Source organism: Streptomyces sp. NPDC050509, assembly GCF_044457965.1.
Classification (GTDB): Bacteria; Actinomycetota; Actinomycetes; order Streptomycetales; family Streptomycetaceae; genus Streptomyces.
In genome coordinates, this window is record NZ_JBITHL010000004.1 from 403,623 (window position 1) to 422,144 (window position 18,522).

Sequence of the window (18,522 nt, forward strand, 5' to 3'; positions counted from 1 at the left end):
CGCCCCCTCCGCCCCTCCCGCCGCGTCCGACGCGCTGCTGGGGCCCGCCGACGTCCGCGAACTGGCGGCGGCGCTGGGCGTGCGCCCGACCAAGCAGCGCGGGCAGAACTTCGTCATCGACGCCAACACCGTCCGCCGGATCGTCCGCACCGCCGAGGTGCGCCCCGACGACGTGGTCGTGGAGATCGGCCCCGGGCTCGGCTCGCTGACCCTGGCCCTGCTGGAGGCGGCGGACCGGGTGACGGCCGTGGAGATCGACGACGTCCTCGCGGGCGCCCTGCCCGCGACGATCGCCGCCCGGATGCCGGAGCGCGCCGACCGGTTCGCACTGGTGCACTCGGACGCGATGCGGGTACGGGAGCTGCCGGGCCCGGCGCCGACCGCGCTGGTCGCGAACCTGCCGTACAACGTCGCCGTCCCCGTACTGCTGCACATGCTGGAGCACTTCCCGACCATCGAACGCACCCTGATCATGGTCCAGGCCGAGGTCGCCGACCGGCTGGCCGCGGCGCCGGGCAACAAGGTGTACGGGGTGCCGTCGGTCAAGGCCAACTGGTACGCGGACGTGAAGCGCGCGGGCGCGATCGGCCGGACCGTCTTCTGGCCCGCGCCCAACGTCGACTCCGGACTGGTCTCGCTCGTACGCCGGACGGAACCGGTGAAGACGACGGCGACCAGGACCGAGGTCTTCGCGGTCGTCGACGCGGCCTTCGCGCAGCGCCGCAAGACCCTGCGCGCGGCGCTCGCCGGCTGGGCGGGCTCGGCTCCGGCGGCGGAGGCGGCGCTGGTCGCGGCGGGCGTGTCGCCACAGGCGCGCGGGGAGTCGCTGACGGTGGAGGAGTTCGCGCGGATCGCGGAAGCCGCGCAGCCGAAGGGTGCGGGCGCGTGAGCGGTCAGGAGCGGGCGCGCGTACGGGTACGGGTCCCGGCCAAGGTCAACGTCCAGCTCGCGGTGGGTGCCGCGCGCCCCGACGGCTTCCACGACCTGGCCAATGTCTTCCTCGCCGTCGGCCTGTACGACGAGATCACGGTGACGCCCGCCGACACGCTCCGGATCACCTGTGAGGGCCCGGACGCCGACCAGGTCCCCCTGGACGCCACCAACCTCGCGGCGCGCGCCGCGCTCGCGCTGGCGGAGCGGCACGGCATCGACCCGCACGTCCATATCCACATCGCCAAGGACATCCCCGTCGCGGGCGGCATGGCGGGCGGCAGCGCGGACGGCGCGGGCGCCCTGCTGGCCTGCGACGCGCTCTGGTCGCTGCACTCCTCGCGGGACGAACTCCTCGCGATCTGCGCGGAGTTGGGCAGCGACGTACCGTTCAGCCTGATCGGCGGCGCGGCGCTGGGCACCGGGCGGGGCGAACAGCTCACGCCCCTCGACACCGACGGCACCTTCCCCTGGGTGTTCGCGGTCGCGGACGGCGGGCTCTCCACCCCGACGGTCTTCCGGGAGTTCGACCGCCTCACCGCCGGTACCCCCGTACCGCCCCCGGCCGCCGACCCGGCGCTGCTCGACGCCCTGCGCACCGGCGACGCCACCGCGCTGGCGGCCACCCTGTCCAACGACCTCCAGCCCGCGGCCCTCACCCTGCGCCCGTCCCTGGCGGACACCCTGACGGCGGGCACGGCGGCGGGCGCGCTGGCCGCCCTGGTCTCGGGCTCGGGTCCGACGACGGCGTTCCTCGCCAAGTCCCCGGAGGCGGCGGGCGAGGTGGCCGAAGCCCTGCTGGCCTCGGGGACCTGCCGTACGGCTCGGGTCGCGACCTCCCCGGCCGAAGGCGCGACCGTGGTGGAACACACGGGCCAGGGCCGTATCTGACGAGGTGTTACGGCCACCCGTGGGCAGTTGTCCGCTAATGGCTCAAGATCCATTGCGGCGGGATGGCAGGGCCGCGCGGGGTGCCGGAGTCTGACCGCGGGTGGCCGCGGCGTCAGGCGGCCACCGGCCCCCTGACGAAGAGGAGTTCCATGCGTGTTCTCCGCGCGCGCCTGCTGCCCGTCCTCACCGGAATCGCGGTCCTGACGGGCCTGGTCGCCCTCGACCCCGGACCGTCCCCCGTCGCCGCCCCCGTCGCGGTGGCCGCCCCCGCTCCCGCCGCCGCTGCCACCCCCCAGCCGCAGCACGGCGCCGGTCCCGCCGCCCTCGCGGTGGCCCCCACCCCGCCGATGCCCGCCCCTGAGCCGCCGTCACCCGGGAAGCCCTCGCCCCCCGCCGTCCCCTCGGCCAAGCCGGTGCCCGAAGCCCCGGGGACCGACCCGTGCGGGGCGATCAACGGCATCCCGGCGAGCGAGTCCTGCAAGGGCGTGGGCCAGAACCAGGCGGCCAACGACAAGTGCCAGTCGGCGAGTTTCCACGACTGCAACAAGCCGATGACGGGCCAGGCCCAGGACACCTGGCAGAAGGACCAGAACAGCCACGCCCAGACACAGCAGGACTTCCACGCCGTACCCCGTGACCAGTCCGCCGCGGCCGGCACGGCGGAGCTGTGCCACTCCTCCTCCGGCATGCGGGAACGGCTGACCGACACGGATGTGATCGTCCCCCCGTCCACCTGGTGGGCCTGCTGACCGGACCGCCCCGGCCCCACGCCGCCGGATCCGCTGACCCACACGCCCGGCCCCACGCCCCGGACGCGGGGCCGTCCTGCTCCAGACCAAGGAGACAGCCGTGCCACGACGCTGTGCCCGACGCTGTATGACCGCCCTGCTCGGCGGTTCGCTCGTCCTCATCGCCCCGCCCGCCCCGGCCGCCGCCGCGGAGCCGGTCCCCACCCCCGTCGAGAACGCCGACCACGCGGAACCCCTGGTGCCCACCGGGACCGCGACCAAGCCCCCGGACCGGTGGACGGCGGCGCAGACCCAACTCCTCTCCGCCACCACCGCGGGCCACCCGGACAAGCTCCAGGCGACCGCCCTGAACCGTGACGTGAGCCCGAAACAGGGCACCCTGACCACCCGGCTGTGGCGGGTGCAGAAGGGCGCGAAGGTGACCGTGTCCTGGGACGACAGCCCCAGCTCCCTGACCGAGTGCAAGCCGGACGAGGTCGCCGACGGGCAGACCTACGAACTGACGGCGGCGGGAGCGGCGGGCGACCAGCCCGCGTCCTTCACCACCAAGAGCACCGAGCCGGGGAAGGCCAACTGGCAGCACGGCCCCGAGCGCCGCTCGTACTCCTTCACCGCCGGCGAGAACAATCCGAAGCTCACCTTCGCCGCGAAACCCGCGGACAAGGCGTCCAAGTGCGGCCCGCTGCTCACCCGGTTCACCGCCACGCAGGAACCCGCGCCCGTGCCGTACGGCGACAAGAAGGCGCGGCTGCCGATGCCCGAGGCGTACAAGGCGCACGAGGTCGTCCCGCCCAAGGACGTCGTGTCGGCCTGCAACACCCCGGGCGCCTGCCGTTTCGAGAAGGACGAGCGGTACTCCTTCCAGTACTACGACCGGCCGCGCACGGTCGGCCAGGCGTACATCAACTGCACCCGGAACCCGATCACCGATCAGCGCCCGCTGAAGTGGGCGGAGTTCCCCTACGACAACCTCACCCAGTACTTCGTGAAGGACGAGAAGAAACCGCTCAATCCGCGCGACCCGCTCAACCTGAGCCTCAAAGAGATCGCCGCGCAGATCGAGACCGGCTTCACCAGCTCGGACGGCAACCCCCTCGGCATGGCCACGACCAACCCCCTCCTGTGGAACCGCGCGGAGGAGCGCACGCTCTCCGTCACCGTCCAGCCCGGCGAGGTGAGCTGGATCGAGGTACAGGCCGCCCGGGAGCGCTCCGCCGGCACCCTGGTGCACGACAAGAACGTCATGCGCCTCGACATCACCGTGGACGTGCCCTCGGGGTCGTTCGGTGACCGCTTCTACCAGCGCACCGGCCCGATGAGCAAGGTCGAACTGACCCGCTGCGCCGACGCCCGGGACAACGCGCGGACCCCGGACAACACCATCGGCTCCCCGACCCTGCGCTCCGGGGGTTCGGCGGCGCCCGGACTGCTGCCGGTGACCCGGCTCCCGTAACCCCGTACGTACGACGGAAAGAAGGGTGACCGGACCTCAGGTCCGGTCACCCTTCTTTCCCTACCGGGCGGATCAGGCGGTCCGCCGCCACGTCCCGTTCCGCTCCAGCACGTACTGCCCGGTGAGGACCCTCGTCCCAGGGCGCGGGACCGCCCGCCGCGCGCTCCTCGGCTCGTCGTCGGGCTGACGGGCCTCGGCACCCGAGGGGCGCAGCGTCTGGCACTTGTCCGGGTTGGTGAAGGTCTGCGCCACGATGGTGGAGGAGTTCACCGTCGAAGGGCCGTCCACGGTCACGTTCTTGACCAGCTTGCCCGTGCCGTCCACGACGAGGTCGCCGACCGTACGGGTCATGGCGTTCAGCGCGCCGAACTGCAACTCGTCATTGGCCTTGATGGTGAACGTCACCTGGGTCGTCTCGGTGTTGGTCATGGACCAGGTGTGGTTCCAGGTGCCCTTGAAAGCCGCGGTGAAGGCGCCCCGCAGCGCCAGATGGATGTTGCTCTTGGACGCGACGGTCGTGCTGCCCATCTCCGTCATCTGCTCGGTCGTCGTCGACGTGTGCTCCACCGTGGCGCTGGAGGTGGCCGTCCCCTCCACCGTGGTCTCCTGGTTGGGCCCCTTGTCCTTGGGCGCGGTGTGATTGGTGGTGCTGAGCTTGGCGCTGCCCGTCTGGGTCGCGCTGCCCTTGTCGCTCTCCTGCTGCGTCTGCTGCGCCGTCACCTGGCCCGTACCCGACCCGCTGACCTCGTTGTCGGTCGCCGCCGTCCCCTCGATGGTGCCGCTGCCGGAGATCTCCCCGCCGATGTTGTCCGTACTGCTCGACTGGAGCGCGACCGTACGGGACACGGTCATCGGCTCGTTCGTGCAGTTGATGGCGCCGTTGGCCACGGAGTGGACGGCGCTGGTGAACTCACGCGAGCGCGCCGGATCGATCCGGAACGAACACGCGTACCGCTGAATCTGGCCGCACAGCCCCGTCACCTCCGACACCGTCGGCAGCGCCTTGTCCCGGTCGAACGCCCGGGCCTTGGGCATCCCCTCCGCACCGGAAGCGACGGCGGCGGGCACGCTCACGGTCAGGGTGAGGGCGGACAGCGCGGGAAGGACCACGGCGGTACGGCGGACCAGCCGCCCCCGGGCACCGGAGGATCGTGCGTGATGGACCATGGAGTGCTCTCCTTGTCATCGCCCGAGCCCGGGGCGTGGACCGTCGGGATGACATGTCACACCGGTTCCGGGCCGACTTCACCACGGGCGGCGTGCCCGGGGCCGGTGTGGTCATCGTCAGTTCCCCGGACGGGTGTTGCGACCGGTGATCACTTGATCGCCGCCAATCGGGCCGCGCTGTAGGGCATTTGGGTGGCAGGGCGGCCTCGGTCGGCCCCACCGCCCCGTCCGCCGGACGGACCCGTGCCACGGTGTCCCGGCGGCGGTGCGATCACGCCACCGTCTTCCCTGAGCACGAGGAGTTCGGTTATGGCCGACAAGGAAAAGACACGCCTGAGGCTCCGGAGCGGCACGGGCCATGTCGTCGGCGCGAGGGGCACTCTCATCGCCACCCTGACGAAGGTGCCCGACGGCGACCCGATCGAGGGCGAGGAGATCCACTTCTACACCGGAGACGGTAACCAGGAGCTGGGTACGGCGATGACGAACGACCGCGGTGAGGCGGAGTTCGAGAGCGGCAACACCTACGGCTCGCCCCTCACCTGGGGATCGGCCCTCGGCTCCGGCGTCGCGGCCGACTACCAGGGCAGCAAGCAGTACCTGTCCCACCCCAAGGTGAAGGCGGCGCTGACCCCGTCCATGTGACCGGCGGCACACCACGGGGCGGCAGCAGGCACCCGTAGACCAGGCCCACCCCCGGTGGCAGCCGGTCCGGCGCGCCACTGCCGCCCCCGTTCGCGTCCGGCCTCCTCCTGGCCCCGATCGCTCCTTGGAGCGAGGCGGTCAGAACTGCTTCTGCTCGGCACCGGGCGGCAGGAGGCAGGGGGTGACGACGATCAGGGTGAGAAGTTCGTCGGTTACGTCGCCCGCCGAGACGAACTGGTGGTCCTTCGGGTGGGTGGCGTCCACCAGATTGGCGGGGTCCTTGGTGGGGTCCGATCGGTAGCCCTGGATCTCGAAGCCCTTCTCCTTGAGCGTGTCTCTGATCGCGCGGATGGCCTCCGCGTGTTGTGCCTTGGGCAGCTTGGCGCGAACGCTGTAGCGCAGGCTGAACCGGCCGTCGTCAACGACCTCGTTGTTCTTGCCGACGCAGTCAGTGAATTTCGCTGCGGGCAGCTCAGGATCGGTCTCGGGCTGGATCTCCGCGTTGGCGGTGCGGGCCATGGATCCGGTCCAGTGCATGGCCCATTCCTCGGCTTTCTCCCTGCTCATACGGGGCAGAGGATCGTTGATCGCGCCGTCGGACATGCAGCCTCCCAGGAGCAGGGCGAGAGCCAGGGCCGTGGCGCCCCGACGCATTACGGATGAGGCATGGGGGTGCTTGGGGGCCATCAGCGCGGTCCTCCGTCTTTCGGGGTCTTACCGGCGATGATGCGTCCCTGGTTCTCCAGGCTCTGGCTGCCGTCGTCCCAGTAGCCGCTGTGCCCGCTGGTGTCCACGTACATTCTTTGGGCGCCGAACTCCGACTTCTTTGGGTCGGCACCCAACGTGAGGTCCGAGGCCACGTTGGAGATCGGGTCGTTGCCGGCGGCGCCCACCCAAAGGTGCTCGGGGTCGATCTGGAGCTGATCGGCCCGGTCGACGGTCAGCCCGGGACTGCCGAGCACCACCATGTCGTCCGCGTCCAGCCCTTGGCCCCCGGCGTTCGCGGCGCCTGCGATTGTGGAGCCGTAACTGTGCGCGAGAACGGTCAGATGGGTGCGCTCACCTTCCTGAGCAGCGCGTAGCCCGTGCGTGAAGCCGCGCAGGTCTTCGGCCCCGTCCAGCGCTCGTCCGTCGGTGATGACGCTGTTGTCCAACTCCGGAGCGTCGTAGCCCAGCCAGGCGATGACCGAGACGTCTTTGCCCGTTCCCGCGCTCCAGTCACCAGCCGCATCCTGCAACTTATTGGCCCGGCTGATCTGGCCGTCAAAGTTGTCCAACTGATTGTCCGTGCCCGGTACCTGGACCGCCGTGTGCTTGGCCGTGTCCGGGTTGCCGATCGCCACGATCGCGCGCCCGTCCCCCTTCGTGCTCAGGCCGAGCAGATACTGCTGCTTGTGGGCTGGGCCGACGTCTGCCTTTTCCAGACGCTCCTTGAGGGCGCTCAAGGACCGGTAGTTACTCCGGTCGTGGTAGCCCAGGCTTCCCTCCCGCAGCGCGTAGTCGTTCAGCTTCACGTCCAGCACCGTCCGGTTGGCGTGGTCCCGGGCAGTCGCGGGCAGGCCGTCCAGCGGGCCGAGCTGGTCCGGGAACGCGGCCAGGTAGAAGCGCTGATCGTCCTCGCCCAGGCCGGCCCACCAGTCCGCCGCCTTCTGCGGGTCCTTCCCGTCCGGGATGTCCTTCCGGCTGATCCCGGCGAACTCGGCCACCCGGGCGGCGTCCTCCTGGGCGTTCGCGCCGCCGTACCGCTTGTCAAGGTCGAACGGGTCGATCTGGTGCAGGAGCTCGGCCGCTTCGTAGCTGGCGGTTGCGGCGTCGGTGAGGGCTCCGTCGATACGGGCGCGGAAGCCGCCGAGCCCGGCGTTGGCCTCACTCTGAAGGCCCTCGTAGTCCGGGTCGTTGTGGTACTTGGGGTCGAGGGCCTGTTTCGGCTCCACCCAGCCGCCGTCCCGGACTGTGTGCCCGGCTGCCTCGGCATCGGCCACCGCGTTGCGCAGCGTGCGCTGGGCCGCTTCCATTCTGGTACGGAGTGTGTCCAGGGTGGTGGTGATCAACTGGGCATCGAGCTGTGCCGTGCCCAGCTTGCTCTCGGTGGCCTCCATGGCCTCGAAGCCATGGGTGGCGCTGAGGCCCGTCCACCCTGCCTTGTGGAGCGGGCCGGTCACCCGCTTGCCGCTGTCGGTCCCGGTCTTTCCCAGCGCCTCGGCGAGCTTCTTCCAAGAAGAGGCCGCTGCTTCCAGATCCGAGAAATCCTGCGTGAACAGCCGCGTGAAGTTCTCCGTCATCGCGGCCGACTCACCAGCCCCTGAAGGAACTGAGAACTTCCTGTTCCATGATGTCGTGGCCGTTCGCGAGTATGCGCAGTCCCCGCGCGTGCCGGGAGAGGTCGTCCCGCAGCACGCCGAGTGCGCTGCCCCAGCCGCTGCCGGTCTCCTCCATGCGGGGGCCGACCGTCCAGTCACCGAAGGAAGCCGATGCGGTGGCCAGGTCGTCCACCGCCTTCTTCAGGAGCGGCTGGAGATCCGTTACCAGCATGTCCGCGGCCCCTGCGGAAGCTCTCAGTTCACCCGCGGAAATATTAAGGTCGTACTTCACGCGTTCCTCGCCCTTCGATGCCCGTACCGCGGCTGTGCCGTACGGCAGGACCTTATTTACCAGAGCGTTCCCCCGAGCAAAGAGCCGACGGGAAACGGGCGCGGCGGGCGTAAATCACCACAGACCGCCGTGGTGCTCCGGGCGACTACGCTGGGACGTCGGTCGGCCCACCGGTCGAGTTTCCCCCGTACAGGAGCGTTGATGGCCGTCAATCTGGTCAATGTCGAGACAGTCACCAAGGTGTACGGCACCCGTGCGCTGCTCGACGGTGTGTCTCTCGGCGTCTCCGAGGGGGACCGGATCGGCGTCGTCGGGCGTAACGGCGACGGCAAGACCACCCTCATCCGGATGCTCGCCAAGCTGGAGGAGGCCGACACCGGGCGTGTCACGCACAGTGGCGGGCTGCGGCTCGGGGTGCTGACGCAGCACGACTCGCTCGACCCGGCCGCCACCGTCCGGCACGAGGTCATCGGCGATCTCGCCGACCACGAGTGGGCCGGGAACGCCAAGATCCGCGATGTGCTCACCGGGCTCTTCGGCGGGCTCGACCTGCCCGGGTTCCCGCAGGGGCTCGACACCGTCATCGCACCGCTCTCCGGTGGTGAGCGGCGGCGGATCGCACTCGCCAAGCTGCTGATCGGCGAGCCGGAGCTGATCGTTCTCGACGAGCCCACCAACCACCTCGACGTCGAGGGCATCGCCTGGCTCGCCGAGCACCTGCGCGCCCGCCGCTCCGCGCTCGTCTGCGTCACCCACGACCGGTGGTTCCTCGACCAGGTCTGCACCCGGATGTGGGACGTCCAGGGTGGGGCGGTGCACGAGTACGAGGGCGGTTACTCCGACTACGTCTTCGCCCGCGCCGAGCGCGAGCGCATCGCGGCGACGGAGGAGGTCAAGCGGAAGAACCTGGTCCGCAAGGAGCTGGCCTGGCTGCGCCGCGGCGCCCCCGCCCGTACGTCCAAGCCGCGCTTCCGCGTCGAGGCGGCCAACGAGCTGATCGCCGACGTGCCGCCGCCCCGCGACACCTCCGAGCTGATGAAGTTCGCCAACGCCCGGCTCGGCAAGACCGTCTTCGACCTGGAGGACGTCACCGTCCAGGCCGGCCCGAAGGTGCTGCTCACCCACCTCACCTGGCAGCTCGGCCCCGGCGACCGGATCGGCCTGGTCGGGGTGAACGGCGCGGGCAAGACCTCCCTGCTGCGCGCCCTCGCCGAGGCCGCGCGCAGCCAGGGCGACGTACAGCCCGAGGCGGGGAAGGTCGTCGTCGGCAGGACGGTGAAGCTGGCGTACCTCTCCCAGGAGGTCACCGAGCTGAAGCCGACCCTGCGGGTGCTCGAAGCGGTCCAGCAGGTACGGGACCGGGTCGACCTCGGCAAGGGCCGGGAGATGACCGCCGGGCAGCTCTGCGAGCAGTTCGGCTTCACGAAGGAGAAGCAGTGGACGCCGGTCGGTGACCTCTCCGGCGGCGAGCGGCGCAGGCTCCAGTTGCTGCGGCTGCTGATGGACGAGCCGAACGTCCTCTTCCTCGACGAGCCCACCAACGACCTCGACATCGAGACGCTCAACCAGTTGGAGGACCTGCTCGACGGCTGGCCGGGCTCCATGGTCGTCATCTCCCACGACCGGTTCTTCATCGAGCGGACCACCGACAAGGTGATGGCGCTCCTCGGGGACCGCGCCCTGCGGATGCTGCCGCGCGGGATCGACGAGTATCTGGAGCGCCGCCGCAGGCTCGTCGAGACCGCGGTCCCGGCGTCCTCGTCCGCCCCGTCCGCCGGGCCGGTCGACGGGGGAGCGGTTTCGGCCAAGGACAACCGCGCCGCGAAGAAGGAGCTCCAGAAGATCGAGCGGCAGGTCGCCAAGATGGACGGCCAGGAGAAGACCCTCCATCAGCAGATCGCCGATAACGCCACAGACTTCGGGAAAGTGGCGAAACTGGACATCCAGCTCCGTGAACTCAAGGCCGAGCGCGACGAGTTGGAAATGCGCTGGCTGGAGCTGGCGGAGGACGCGTAGGGGGAAGCGTAGAGACGGTGTGCAGAGCGCATAACAAGCGCGTCACGGGCCGGTCCTCCCTTGGGAACAGGGGCGGACCGGCCCGTCCCGTACAGCAGTCCGAGTGATACAAAGAAGCCCCGCTCGACTGATGTGACGATGCGGAATCCACGCCCGAATCGCTCCATTCCGGCCGACCGCTCCGTTCGGCCGCCGGGATCGCGGGGGAGTCCGACCGGGCCGTGCTCCGCAGCAACAGGGGGAAAGCGCTGATGACCCAGCCACCCAGCCAGCAGCCGCCGCAGGGGGGCTTCGGCGCTCCGCAGGATTCGCCTCCGGGTCCGCCGCAGAGTCCGCCTCCGGGGCCGCCGCAGAACGCGCCGTACGGGGGCGCGCAGCCGCCCGCCCAGCCGCCGGTGCCGCCCGCGCAGCCGCCGCAGGCACCCGCCCAGCCGCCGCAGCCTCCGGCCCAGCCGCCGCAGGCGCCCGCCCCGCAGCCCGGGTACGGATACCCGCAGGCGCCGGGTCCGTACGGCCAGCAGCCCGGCCCGTACCAGCAGCAGCCGGGCCCCTACGGCCAGGCGCCGGGCCCGTACCAGCAGCAGCCGGGTCCGTACGGTCAGCAGCCGGGACCGTACAACCAGCAGCCCGGATACGGCTATCCCGGCCAGCCCGGTCCGCCCACCGCGCCCCTCGGCAGCGGTCCCGGCGGACCTGGCGGCCCCGGCGGCGGCAAGAACCTCCTCAAGGGCAAGCCCGGTGTCATCGTCGCGGCGGCCGTCGCCGGGCTGCTGGTCATCGGCGGCGGTACGTGGTTCGCCTTCAGCGGTGACGACGGCGGCCAGAACAAGAAGCCGGTCGCGGGCAAGAGCGACGGCGCCGAGCCGACCACGTCGTCCGACGACGACGTCGACCAGGGCGACGGCAGCGGCAGCGGCCGGGAGGCGGACGACGACCTCAACGCCGGGCGCAAGGACGGCGAGTCCAAGGTCACCTGGCTCCAGACCAACGACGTGGACCTGCCGCGGGGCGGCGCCGACGTGTACGGCCCGTGGCTCGTCGGCGACACGGTCGTCAAGGCCATGTACAAGGGGATCGCCGGCTACTCCGCGAGCGACGGCAAGAAGAAGTGGACGGTCCCGACGGCCGCGCCCGTGTGCGCCGCGCCCAACGCGCCCACCACCGACGGCAAGATCGTCATCGCGTTCAAGGACGACAACACCGACAGCGCGAAGTGCACGCAGCTCCAGATGATCGACCTCACCACCGGCAAGGCCGGCTGGAAGAAGGCGGTCACCAAGCACGGGAACTGGGACTTCGTCAGTGAACTGACCCTGGCCATCAGCGGGGACACCCTCGCCGTCGGCCGCTCCAGCAACTCCGACGGCTACCGCGTCAGCGACGGCGAGGAGCTCTTCGGCAAGCAGGACGGCGACTGCCAGCCCGAGTCGTTCGCCGGCGGCGCCAAGCTGATAGCCGGCATGGACTGCGGCCTGGACGACAAGCGGGTCTCGGAGCTGGACCCGACCACCGGCAAGTCCAAGTGGTCGTACCAGCTCAAGAAGGGCTGGGACCTCCAGAAGGTCTACTCCCTCGACCCGCTGGTCATCTCGGTGGAGAACAGCGACGAGAAGACCTGGAGCATCCTCGGGCTCAACCCGAACGGCACCCTGCGCTCGCAGCTCGCCGGCGGCAAGGACAAGTTCCAGCCGGACTGCGGCGGTGGCTTCATCGTCTTCGGCCAGCACCTGGAGGGCTGCGTCGGCGTCGCCGCCGACGCGAGCACCTTCTACATCGCGACCGCGCCCGCATCGGGCTCCACCTCGCGCACCAACGAGGTCGTCGCCTTCAGCCTGGACACCGGAAAGCCCAAGTGGCGCTCCAAGGCGCCCGAGGGCCGCACGATGACGCCGCTGCGCATGGAGGGCGGCAAGGTCCTCGTCTACATGGACGCCTCGTACGACAAGGGCGGCACGGTCGCGACGATCGCGCCGACCGGCGGCGCCCCGAAGACGATCCAGCAGCACCCGACCTCGACGTCCGAGATCGAGAGCTCCTTCTACTCGGCGAAGTACCTCTACGCGGACGGCCGGTTCTACCTGGCCAGCGGCCGGGTCAGCGCGAGCAGCGACGAAGAGGAACTCCAGACGAAGACCATGATGGCCTTCGGTGACTGACCACCGTCCCTCGCTCCGTTCCCCGTCCCTCGCTCCGTCCCCGTCCCCCTCTCCTCGTTGTTCTCTCCTTCCTCCTGAATGCCCCGAGGTACGTACGCCATGACGCAGCCACCTCCGCCGCCGCCCAACCAGCCGCCCCCGCCGCCGGGCCAGCCCCCGCAGGGCGGGTTCGGCGCCCCGCAGGAGCCCCCGGCCGGTGGTTTCGGCGCCCCGCAGGACCCGCCGCCCGGTGGTTTCGGCGCGCCCACGCCGCCCCCGCAGAACCCGGGGTACGGGTATCCGCAGGGGTACGGGTACCCGGGGCAGCCCGGTCAGCCGGGCCAGCCCCCCGGCCAGCCGCCCGCCCAGCCCGGTCCGCCCGGATACGGGTACCCCACACCGCCCACCCAGCCGCAGGGCCCGTACCAGCAGCAGGGCCCGTACGCGCAGCAGTCCCCGTACGGGACCCCGGCCGGCCCCGGCGGGCCGGCGGGCCCCGGCGGCGGCAAGAAGCCGAACCGCCAGATGCAGATCATCATCGCCGCGGCCGTCGCCGTCGTACTGATCGTCGGCGGCGGTATCTGGTTCTCGTCCTCCGGCGACGGTGACACGAACAACGACGCCAAGGGCGGCACTTCCGGCGCCACCGAGGGCTCCACGGGCGGCGGCAAGAACCTCGGGGGCGGCGGCACGGAGAAGGCGCCGTCCGACCCCAAGGCCACGGTCGGCTACCAGGTCCCGGTGCCCAAGGTCGTCGGCATCACCGACGTCAGCGGCTCCTGGCTCACCAGCACCGCCTACGTGAAGACGGGCGTCAACCAGATCGTCGCGTACGACCGGGACAAGGGCACCCAGCTCTGGACGATCCCGCTGCCCGGCCAGGTCTGCGCGGCGTCGAAGCACGCCACCAAGGACAACCGGGCCGCGATCGCGTTCGAGCCCGCCAAGCGCGCCAACTCCAAGGACTACCAGCAGTGCACCGAAATCGGCGCGATCGATCTGACGGCCGGAAAACTGCTCTGGAGCAAGTCCGTCACCGGCTCCAACTCCGGTGACAGCAAGTCGAGTTTCAGCGAGGTCACGCTCAGCGGCTCGACGGTCGCCGCGGGCGGTACGGACGGCGGCGCGGCCTTCGACGTCGCCGACGGCACGGTCCGCTGGAAGCCCGAGGTCAGCGCCGAGGGCTGCTACGACATGGGGTACGGCGGCGGCGAGGGGCTGGTCGCGGCCCGCAAGTGCGGCTCGTACGACGACCCGCAGGTCTCGATCCAGAACGTGAACCCGCTCACGGGCGCCGTGCTCTCGACGTTCAAGATGCCGGTCGGGGTCAAGTACGCGGGCATCGTCTCCACCAAGCCGCTCGTCGTCGCGGCCGATGTCGGGGAGACCGCGACCGGCGGCAGCAGCATTTCGGACTTCTTCTCGATCGACGAGAAGACCGGCAAGCTGCGCGCCAAGTTCCCGGCGGGGAACATGGCGGCGGAGTGCGGCGCCACCGAGGTCGAGAAGTGCCTGCACATGACGGTCGGCAACGACCGGCTCTACCTGCCGACCGCGGAGCACGACGCGGACGGCGAGGACTACGGCGAGACGAACGAGATCATCTCGTACGACCTCGCCACCGGTAAGACCACCTCGGACCGGGGCGACGCGGGCGGCACGTACACGATCTCCCCGCTGCGCATGGACGGCGGCAACATCATCGCCTACAAGCGGCCCCCGTACGGCGAGGGCGGCCAGATCGTCTCCATCGACGGCAGCACGTTCAAGCAGACGGTGCTGATGCGCAACCCGTCCGACGAGGCGGTCAACGACGTCGAGTCCAACTTCAGCGAGGACTACTCGGAACTCCTGTACAGCGACGGCCGGTTGTTCATCTCCGACACCATGCTGAGCGAGCCGTCCACGTCGAGCAGCCGGAAGGAGTACCTCGCGGTGATGTTCGCGGCACGCTGACCCACGCCGACCGCGAACGTCATCGACCGCGCGTCACCGATCGGGTGTTCCGATCCGTCTTCGTACGACATGCTGAGCGGCCCCGCCGGGTGACGGCGGGGCCGCTCACGCGTGATCAGGGAGTGATCCCTTCGCGTTCCCGGAGCGGCCGAATGTGAGGTCAACTTGCCCTGAACAGGACGAATTTCGCTGATCCGGGGGGCTTCTGACCGGTAAGGGGCGCGCGATGTCGAACAAGCGTGTAGCTTGCCGGGGCAAGAGGCCGGGGGGTCAGGACCAGCGGGGGATGGGGGTTGCTCGATGGGCGTGCGGCTCATGGTGGTCGACGATCACAGATTGCTTGCCGAGGCGCTCGCCTCCGCGCTGAAGCTGCGCGGGCACCGGGTGCTCGCGGCGGCGGCGCCGACGGCGGGCGTCGCGGAGCTGGTGGTGAGCAGGGCGCCGGAGGTGTGCCTGCTGGGTACGGCGGCACCGGCGGAACCGGGCGCGTTCGACCCGATCGTACGGATCAAACGGGACCGCCCGCAGGTGGCGGTCGTGGTGCTGGGCCCGGTGCCCAACCCACGCGGCATCGCGGCGGCGTTCGCGGCCGGCGCGTCCGGCTACGTACGGCACGACGAGCGCATCGAGGGCGTCGAACGGGCCATGGTCAAGGCGCGGGCGGGCGAGGCGGCGGTCGCGCCGCAACTCCTCCAGGGCGCGTTCACGGAACTGCTCAACCCGGCGGCGCAGCCGGACGACGAGGGCCAGCGGCTGCTGCGGATGCTCACGCCGCGCGAGATCGAGGTGCTCGTACGGGTCGCGGAGGGCGAGGACACGCGGCTGATCGCGGCGGGCATGGGCATAGCGCCGAGCACGGCCAGGACACATGTGCAGCGGGTCCTGATGAAACTGGGCGTCGGCTCCCGCCTGGAGGCAGCGGCCCTGGCGGCCCGCACGGGCCTCCTGGACCGCGCGGCCGTCCTGACGACGCGATCGGGGCCGGGGGCGACGGGGGCGGACCCGGCCGGGTAGGGACCCGGTCCGCCGTGCGGCCGAAGGGGGCTATTTGTTGAGGTCCAGTACGGCCACGCGCAGGCCCTCGTAGTTCTCGGGCGCGACTGTCGCGACGATCGCACCGTTCGGGCGGTCGGCTGCCGGTGCGGCGGTGACGGCGGCGTGCGCGACGCCGATCGGCACGCCCGCGCGGGCCAGTTCGGCGACGTGGAGACTTCCGGGGAAGTCCAGGTCGACGGTGTGTAACGCGTTCAGGGAGCCGGCGTGGACGCCGATCCCCTCCCGTTTGCGGTCGGCTTCGAGGAGGCACAGCGTGGGGACGAGGAGCCGTACGTCGGGGTTGCGGTAACCGCGCATGACCAGGGCGGAGGCGGGCTTGTTCCCGCCGCCCAGGGCCAGCAGCGTCGGATCGTCGAGAATGAGGTGCTGAAGACTCACGCGGCGTCCCGGATCTCGTTCGTCGTGGCGGTCGCGGTAGTCGTGTCCGCTTCGGGCGTCATGGCCGTCCCGGTGGCCCCGGTGGCGTTCGCGCGGTGGAAGGCCGCGTCGATGGAGCGCTGCACGGCGGTCTCGTCGGCGTCGCTCACCAGTACCCCGAAGTGTTCGGAGATGTACCGCCTCGCCTCGGCGGCCCTCTCCTCGCGTTCCTCCGGCGTGAGCGTGGACTCGGCGAACTCCTGGAGCAGGGCCCTGATCGAGAGGGAACGGGCCTCGGCCAGGACGGCGAGGCGGTCGCGGACGGTGTCGGGGACACGGATCATCACGTCTTTCATGAGGGCAGCATACGGCGCGTATACGCTCCGCCTCGCCGGCTCTCCGCTCTTGACCTCCGCTGTCGATTGGTGATTTATTGTGTTTGCTTTTGTTTGATTGGAGCGCGAGGGAGTCCGTAGTGAAGAAGACGTCGACCCGACTCGCCGACGGGCGCGAGATCGTCTATTACGACTCCCGGGACGACGCCGTACGCGACGCCCCCGACCGCCGTCCGCTCGGCCCCGTCGCCACCACCTCCGAGGTGCGCCACGACCCCCTCCTGGGTGACGCCGTCGCCATCGCCTCGCACCGGCAGGGCCGTACGTACCACCCGCCCGCCGACGAGTGCCCCCTCTGCCCCTCCCGGGACGGCCGGCTCAGCGAGATCCCCGAGCCGGAGTACGACGTCGCCGTCTTCGAGAACCGCTTCCCCTCCCTCGCCGGGGACTCCGGGCGGTGCGAAGTCGTCTGCTTCACCTCCGACCACGACGCCTCCTTCGCCGACCTCACCGACGAACAGGCCGCCCTCGTCCTGGAGGCGTGGACCGACCGCACCGCCGAGCTGGCCGAACTTCCGCAGGTCGAGCAGGTCTTCGCGTTCGAGAACCGCGGTGCCGAGATCGGCGTGACGCTCGCCCATCCGCACGGGCAGATCTACGCGTACCCCTTCGTCACCCCGCGCTCCGCGCTGATGCTCCGCTCCGTGGCCGCGCACCGGGAGGCGACCGGCCGCAACCTCTTCGACGACCTCGTGGAGAAGGAGGTCACGGACGGGGCCCGGATCGTGCTCGACGGTGAGCACTGGGTCGCGTTCGTGCCGTACGCCGCGCACTGGCCGTACGAGGTCCACCTCTACCCCAAGCGGCGCGTCCCCGACCTGCGGGCGCTCGACGACGCGGCGCGCACAGAGTTCCCACAGATGTATCTGGAACTCTTGAGGCGCTTCGACCGGATATTCGGCGAAGGTGAACCGCCCACGCCGTACATCTCCGCCTGGCACCAGGCCCCCTTCCGGGCCGCCGGACGGGACGATTTCGCGCTCCACCTTGAGCTTTTCACCATCCGCCGCACTTCCGGCAAGCTGAAATTCCTCGCGGGTTCCGAGTCCGGCATGAGTGTGTTCATCAACGATGTGCCGCCGGAGGCCGCGGCCGAGCGACTGCGAGAGGTAGCGAGCGAGTGAGCACGAAGAAGTACCTGGTCACTGGTGGTGCGGGATATGTCGGCAGCGTGGTCGCCGCACATCTGCTGGAGGCGGGGCACGCGGTGACCGTGCTCGACGACCTCTCCACCGGCTTCCGCGCCGGGGTCCCCGAGGGCGCCGAGTTCATCGAGGGGCGCATCCAGGATGCCGCCAAATGGCTCGACCCCTCGTACGACGCCGTGCTGCACTTCGCCGCGTCCTCGCAGGTCGGCGAGTCCGTCGCCAAGCCCGAGAAGTACTGGGACAACAACGTCGGCGGCTCCATGGCGCTGCTCGCCGCGATGCGCTCCGCGGGCGTGCGCAAGCTGGTCTTCTCGTCCACCGCCGCGACGTACGGCGAGCCCGTCTCCTCACCCATCACGGAGACCGACCCGACCTCCCCCACCAGCCCGTACGGCGCCACGAAGCTGGCCGTCGACCACATGATCGGCGGCGAGTGCGCCGCGCACGGCCTCGCGGCCGTCTCCCTGCGCTACTTCAACGTCGCGGGCGCGTACGCCGCGCGCTCCGGCGCGACCGCCGGCGAGCGCCACGACCCCGAGTCGCACCTCATCCCGCTCGTCCTCCAGGTCGCCCTCGGCACCCGCCCGTCGATCTCCGTCTACGGCGACGACTACCCGACGCCGGACGGCACCTGTGTCCGCGACTACATCCATGTCGCGGACCTCGCCGAGGCGCACCTGCGCGCGCTGGACGCCGCCACCGGGGGCGAGCACCTGATCTGCAACCTCGGCAACGGCAACGGCTTCTCGGTCCGCGAGGTCATCGAGACCGTACGCAAGGTCACCGGCCACCCGATCCCCGAGGTCATGGCCGCGCGCCGGGACGGCGACCCCGCCGTCCTCGTCGCCTCCGCCGAGACCGCGCACCGCCGCCTGGGCTGGACGCCGAGCCGCGCCGATCTGACGGGCATCGTCGCGGACGCGTGGGCGTTCGCGCGCGCCAAGCACTAGAGCACGACCGCAGAAACGAAGGAGAACCAGGGTGAGCGAGAGCGGCACCAATGGCGTTGGCCGGACGGGCGAGGGCGGTGGC

General features: G+C 70.7%; 17 protein-coding genes. 11 read left to right on the forward strand and 6 right to left on the reverse strand.

All coding sequences use genetic code 11. The features are described 5' to 3' along the window. Window positions 1–34 precede the first annotated feature (34 nt). The 4 genes from rsmA to ACIBJC_RS14285 all read left to right on the forward strand — a co-directional run bounded on the left by rsmA (window position 35) and on the right by ACIBJC_RS14285 (window position 4,023). Entirely contained in the window at window positions 35–889 is an 855-nt protein-coding gene (gene rsmA, locus ACIBJC_RS14270) for a 16S rRNA (adenine(1518)-N(6)/adenine(1519)-N(6))-dimethyltransferase RsmA (RefSeq protein WP_399292344.1), read from the forward strand. Next, window positions 886–1,821 carry a 4-(cytidine 5'-diphospho)-2-C-methyl-D-erythritol kinase gene (locus ACIBJC_RS14275; RefSeq protein ID WP_399291907.1) on the forward strand — a complete coding sequence of 312 codons (936 nt, stop codon included), beginning with the start codon at window positions 886–888 and terminating at the stop codon, window positions 1,819–1,821. The genes rsmA and ACIBJC_RS14275 overlap by 4 nt, the downstream gene beginning before the upstream one ends. Before the next feature lie 149 nt (window positions 1,822–1,970). Further along, complete coding sequence (locus ACIBJC_RS14280; protein ID WP_399291908.1) at window positions 1,971–2,570, forward strand: hypothetical protein; 600 nt, start codon at window positions 1,971–1,973, stop codon at window positions 2,568–2,570. Between the two features lie 127 nt (window positions 2,571–2,697). Continuing rightward, window positions 2,698–4,023, forward strand: coding sequence for a hypothetical protein (locus ACIBJC_RS14285; protein WP_399291910.1), 1,326 nt, complete (start codon window positions 2,698–2,700; stop codon window positions 4,021–4,023). 72 nt (window positions 4,024–4,095) lie between these two features. On the opposite strand, the gene ACIBJC_RS14290 is transcribed toward ACIBJC_RS14285, so the two are convergent. Next, window positions 4,096–5,190 (reverse strand): hypothetical protein, encoded by a 1,095-nt coding sequence (locus ACIBJC_RS14290; RefSeq protein ID WP_399291912.1) that lies wholly within the window; start codon window positions 5,188–5,190, stop codon window positions 4,096–4,098. A 309-nt stretch (window positions 5,191–5,499) separates the two neighbouring features. On the opposite strand from ACIBJC_RS14290, the gene ACIBJC_RS14295 reads away from it, so the two are divergent. Then, on the forward strand, window positions 5,500–5,835 hold the full coding sequence (locus ACIBJC_RS14295; protein ID WP_399291914.1) for a hypothetical protein: 336 nt from the start codon (window positions 5,500–5,502) through the stop codon (window positions 5,833–5,835). Window positions 5,836–5,973: 138 nt separating this feature from the next. Here ACIBJC_RS14295 and ACIBJC_RS14300 read toward each other — a convergent pair whose 3' ends face one another. The 3 genes from ACIBJC_RS14300 to ACIBJC_RS14310 form a co-directional block, all read right to left on the reverse strand. After that, window positions 5,974–6,438, reverse strand: a complete 465-nt coding sequence (locus ACIBJC_RS14300; protein ID WP_399291916.1) for a hypothetical protein — start codon at window positions 6,436–6,438, stop codon at window positions 5,974–5,976. 83 nt (window positions 6,439–6,521) lie between these two features. Next, complete coding sequence (locus tag ACIBJC_RS14305; RefSeq protein ID WP_399291917.1) at window positions 6,522–8,117, reverse strand: alpha/beta hydrolase; 1,596 nt, start codon at window positions 8,115–8,117, stop codon at window positions 6,522–6,524. 10 nt (window positions 8,118–8,127) lie between these two features. Further along, complete coding sequence (locus tag ACIBJC_RS14310) at window positions 8,128–8,367, reverse strand: hypothetical protein (protein WP_399291919.1); 240 nt, start codon at window positions 8,365–8,367, stop codon at window positions 8,128–8,130. A 261-nt stretch (window positions 8,368–8,628) separates the two neighbouring features. Here ACIBJC_RS14310 and ACIBJC_RS14315 point away from each other — a divergent pair, with 261 nt between their 5' ends. From ACIBJC_RS14315 to ACIBJC_RS14330, 4 genes are all read left to right on the forward strand, one after another. Next, window positions 8,629–10,443, forward strand: coding sequence for an ABC-F family ATP-binding cassette domain-containing protein (locus ACIBJC_RS14315; RefSeq protein WP_399291920.1), 1,815 nt, complete (start codon window positions 8,629–8,631; stop codon window positions 10,441–10,443). 251 nt (window positions 10,444–10,694) lie between these two features. Continuing rightward, window positions 10,695–12,599: a PQQ-binding-like beta-propeller repeat protein gene (locus tag ACIBJC_RS14320; protein WP_399291921.1), complete on the forward strand. Its 1,905-nt coding sequence runs from the start codon at window positions 10,695–10,697 to the stop codon at window positions 12,597–12,599. A 99-nt stretch (window positions 12,600–12,698) separates the two neighbouring features. After that, the gene (locus ACIBJC_RS14325) at window positions 12,699–14,534 is read left to right on the forward strand and encodes a PQQ-binding-like beta-propeller repeat protein (protein WP_399291923.1); all 1,836 of its coding nucleotides are present in this window, start codon (window positions 12,699–12,701) and stop codon (window positions 14,532–14,534) included. A gap of 300 nt (window positions 14,535–14,834) precedes the next feature. After that, window positions 14,835–15,548 (forward strand): LuxR C-terminal-related transcriptional regulator, encoded by a 714-nt coding sequence (locus ACIBJC_RS14330; RefSeq protein WP_399291924.1) that lies wholly within the window; start codon window positions 14,835–14,837, stop codon window positions 15,546–15,548. 30 nt (window positions 15,549–15,578) lie between these two features. On the opposite strand, the gene ACIBJC_RS14335 is transcribed toward ACIBJC_RS14330, so the two are convergent. Then, window positions 15,579–15,968 carry a hypothetical protein gene (locus ACIBJC_RS14335; protein WP_399291926.1) on the reverse strand — a complete coding sequence of 130 codons (390 nt, stop codon included), beginning with the start codon at window positions 15,966–15,968 and terminating at the stop codon, window positions 15,579–15,581. Further along, entirely contained in the window at window positions 15,965–16,303 is a 339-nt protein-coding gene (locus ACIBJC_RS14340; protein ID WP_399291928.1) for a hypothetical protein, read from the reverse strand. Before ACIBJC_RS14340 ends, ACIBJC_RS14335 begins: the two co-directional genes overlap by 4 nt. A 119-nt stretch (window positions 16,304–16,422) precedes the next feature. Between ACIBJC_RS14340 and galT the strand changes: the two genes are divergently transcribed. Together galT and galE are read left to right on the forward strand one after the other, a co-directional pair. Continuing rightward, the gene (gene galT, locus ACIBJC_RS14345; RefSeq protein ID WP_399291929.1) at window positions 16,423–17,466 is read left to right on the forward strand and encodes a galactose-1-phosphate uridylyltransferase; all 1,044 of its coding nucleotides are present in this window, start codon (window positions 16,423–16,425) and stop codon (window positions 17,464–17,466) included. Continuing rightward, on the forward strand, window positions 17,463–18,440 hold the full coding sequence (gene galE / locus ACIBJC_RS14350) for a UDP-glucose 4-epimerase GalE (protein WP_399291931.1): 978 nt from the start codon (window positions 17,463–17,465) through the stop codon (window positions 18,438–18,440). The genes galT and galE overlap by 4 nt, the downstream gene beginning before the upstream one ends. Window positions 18,441–18,522: the final 82 nt, after the last annotated feature.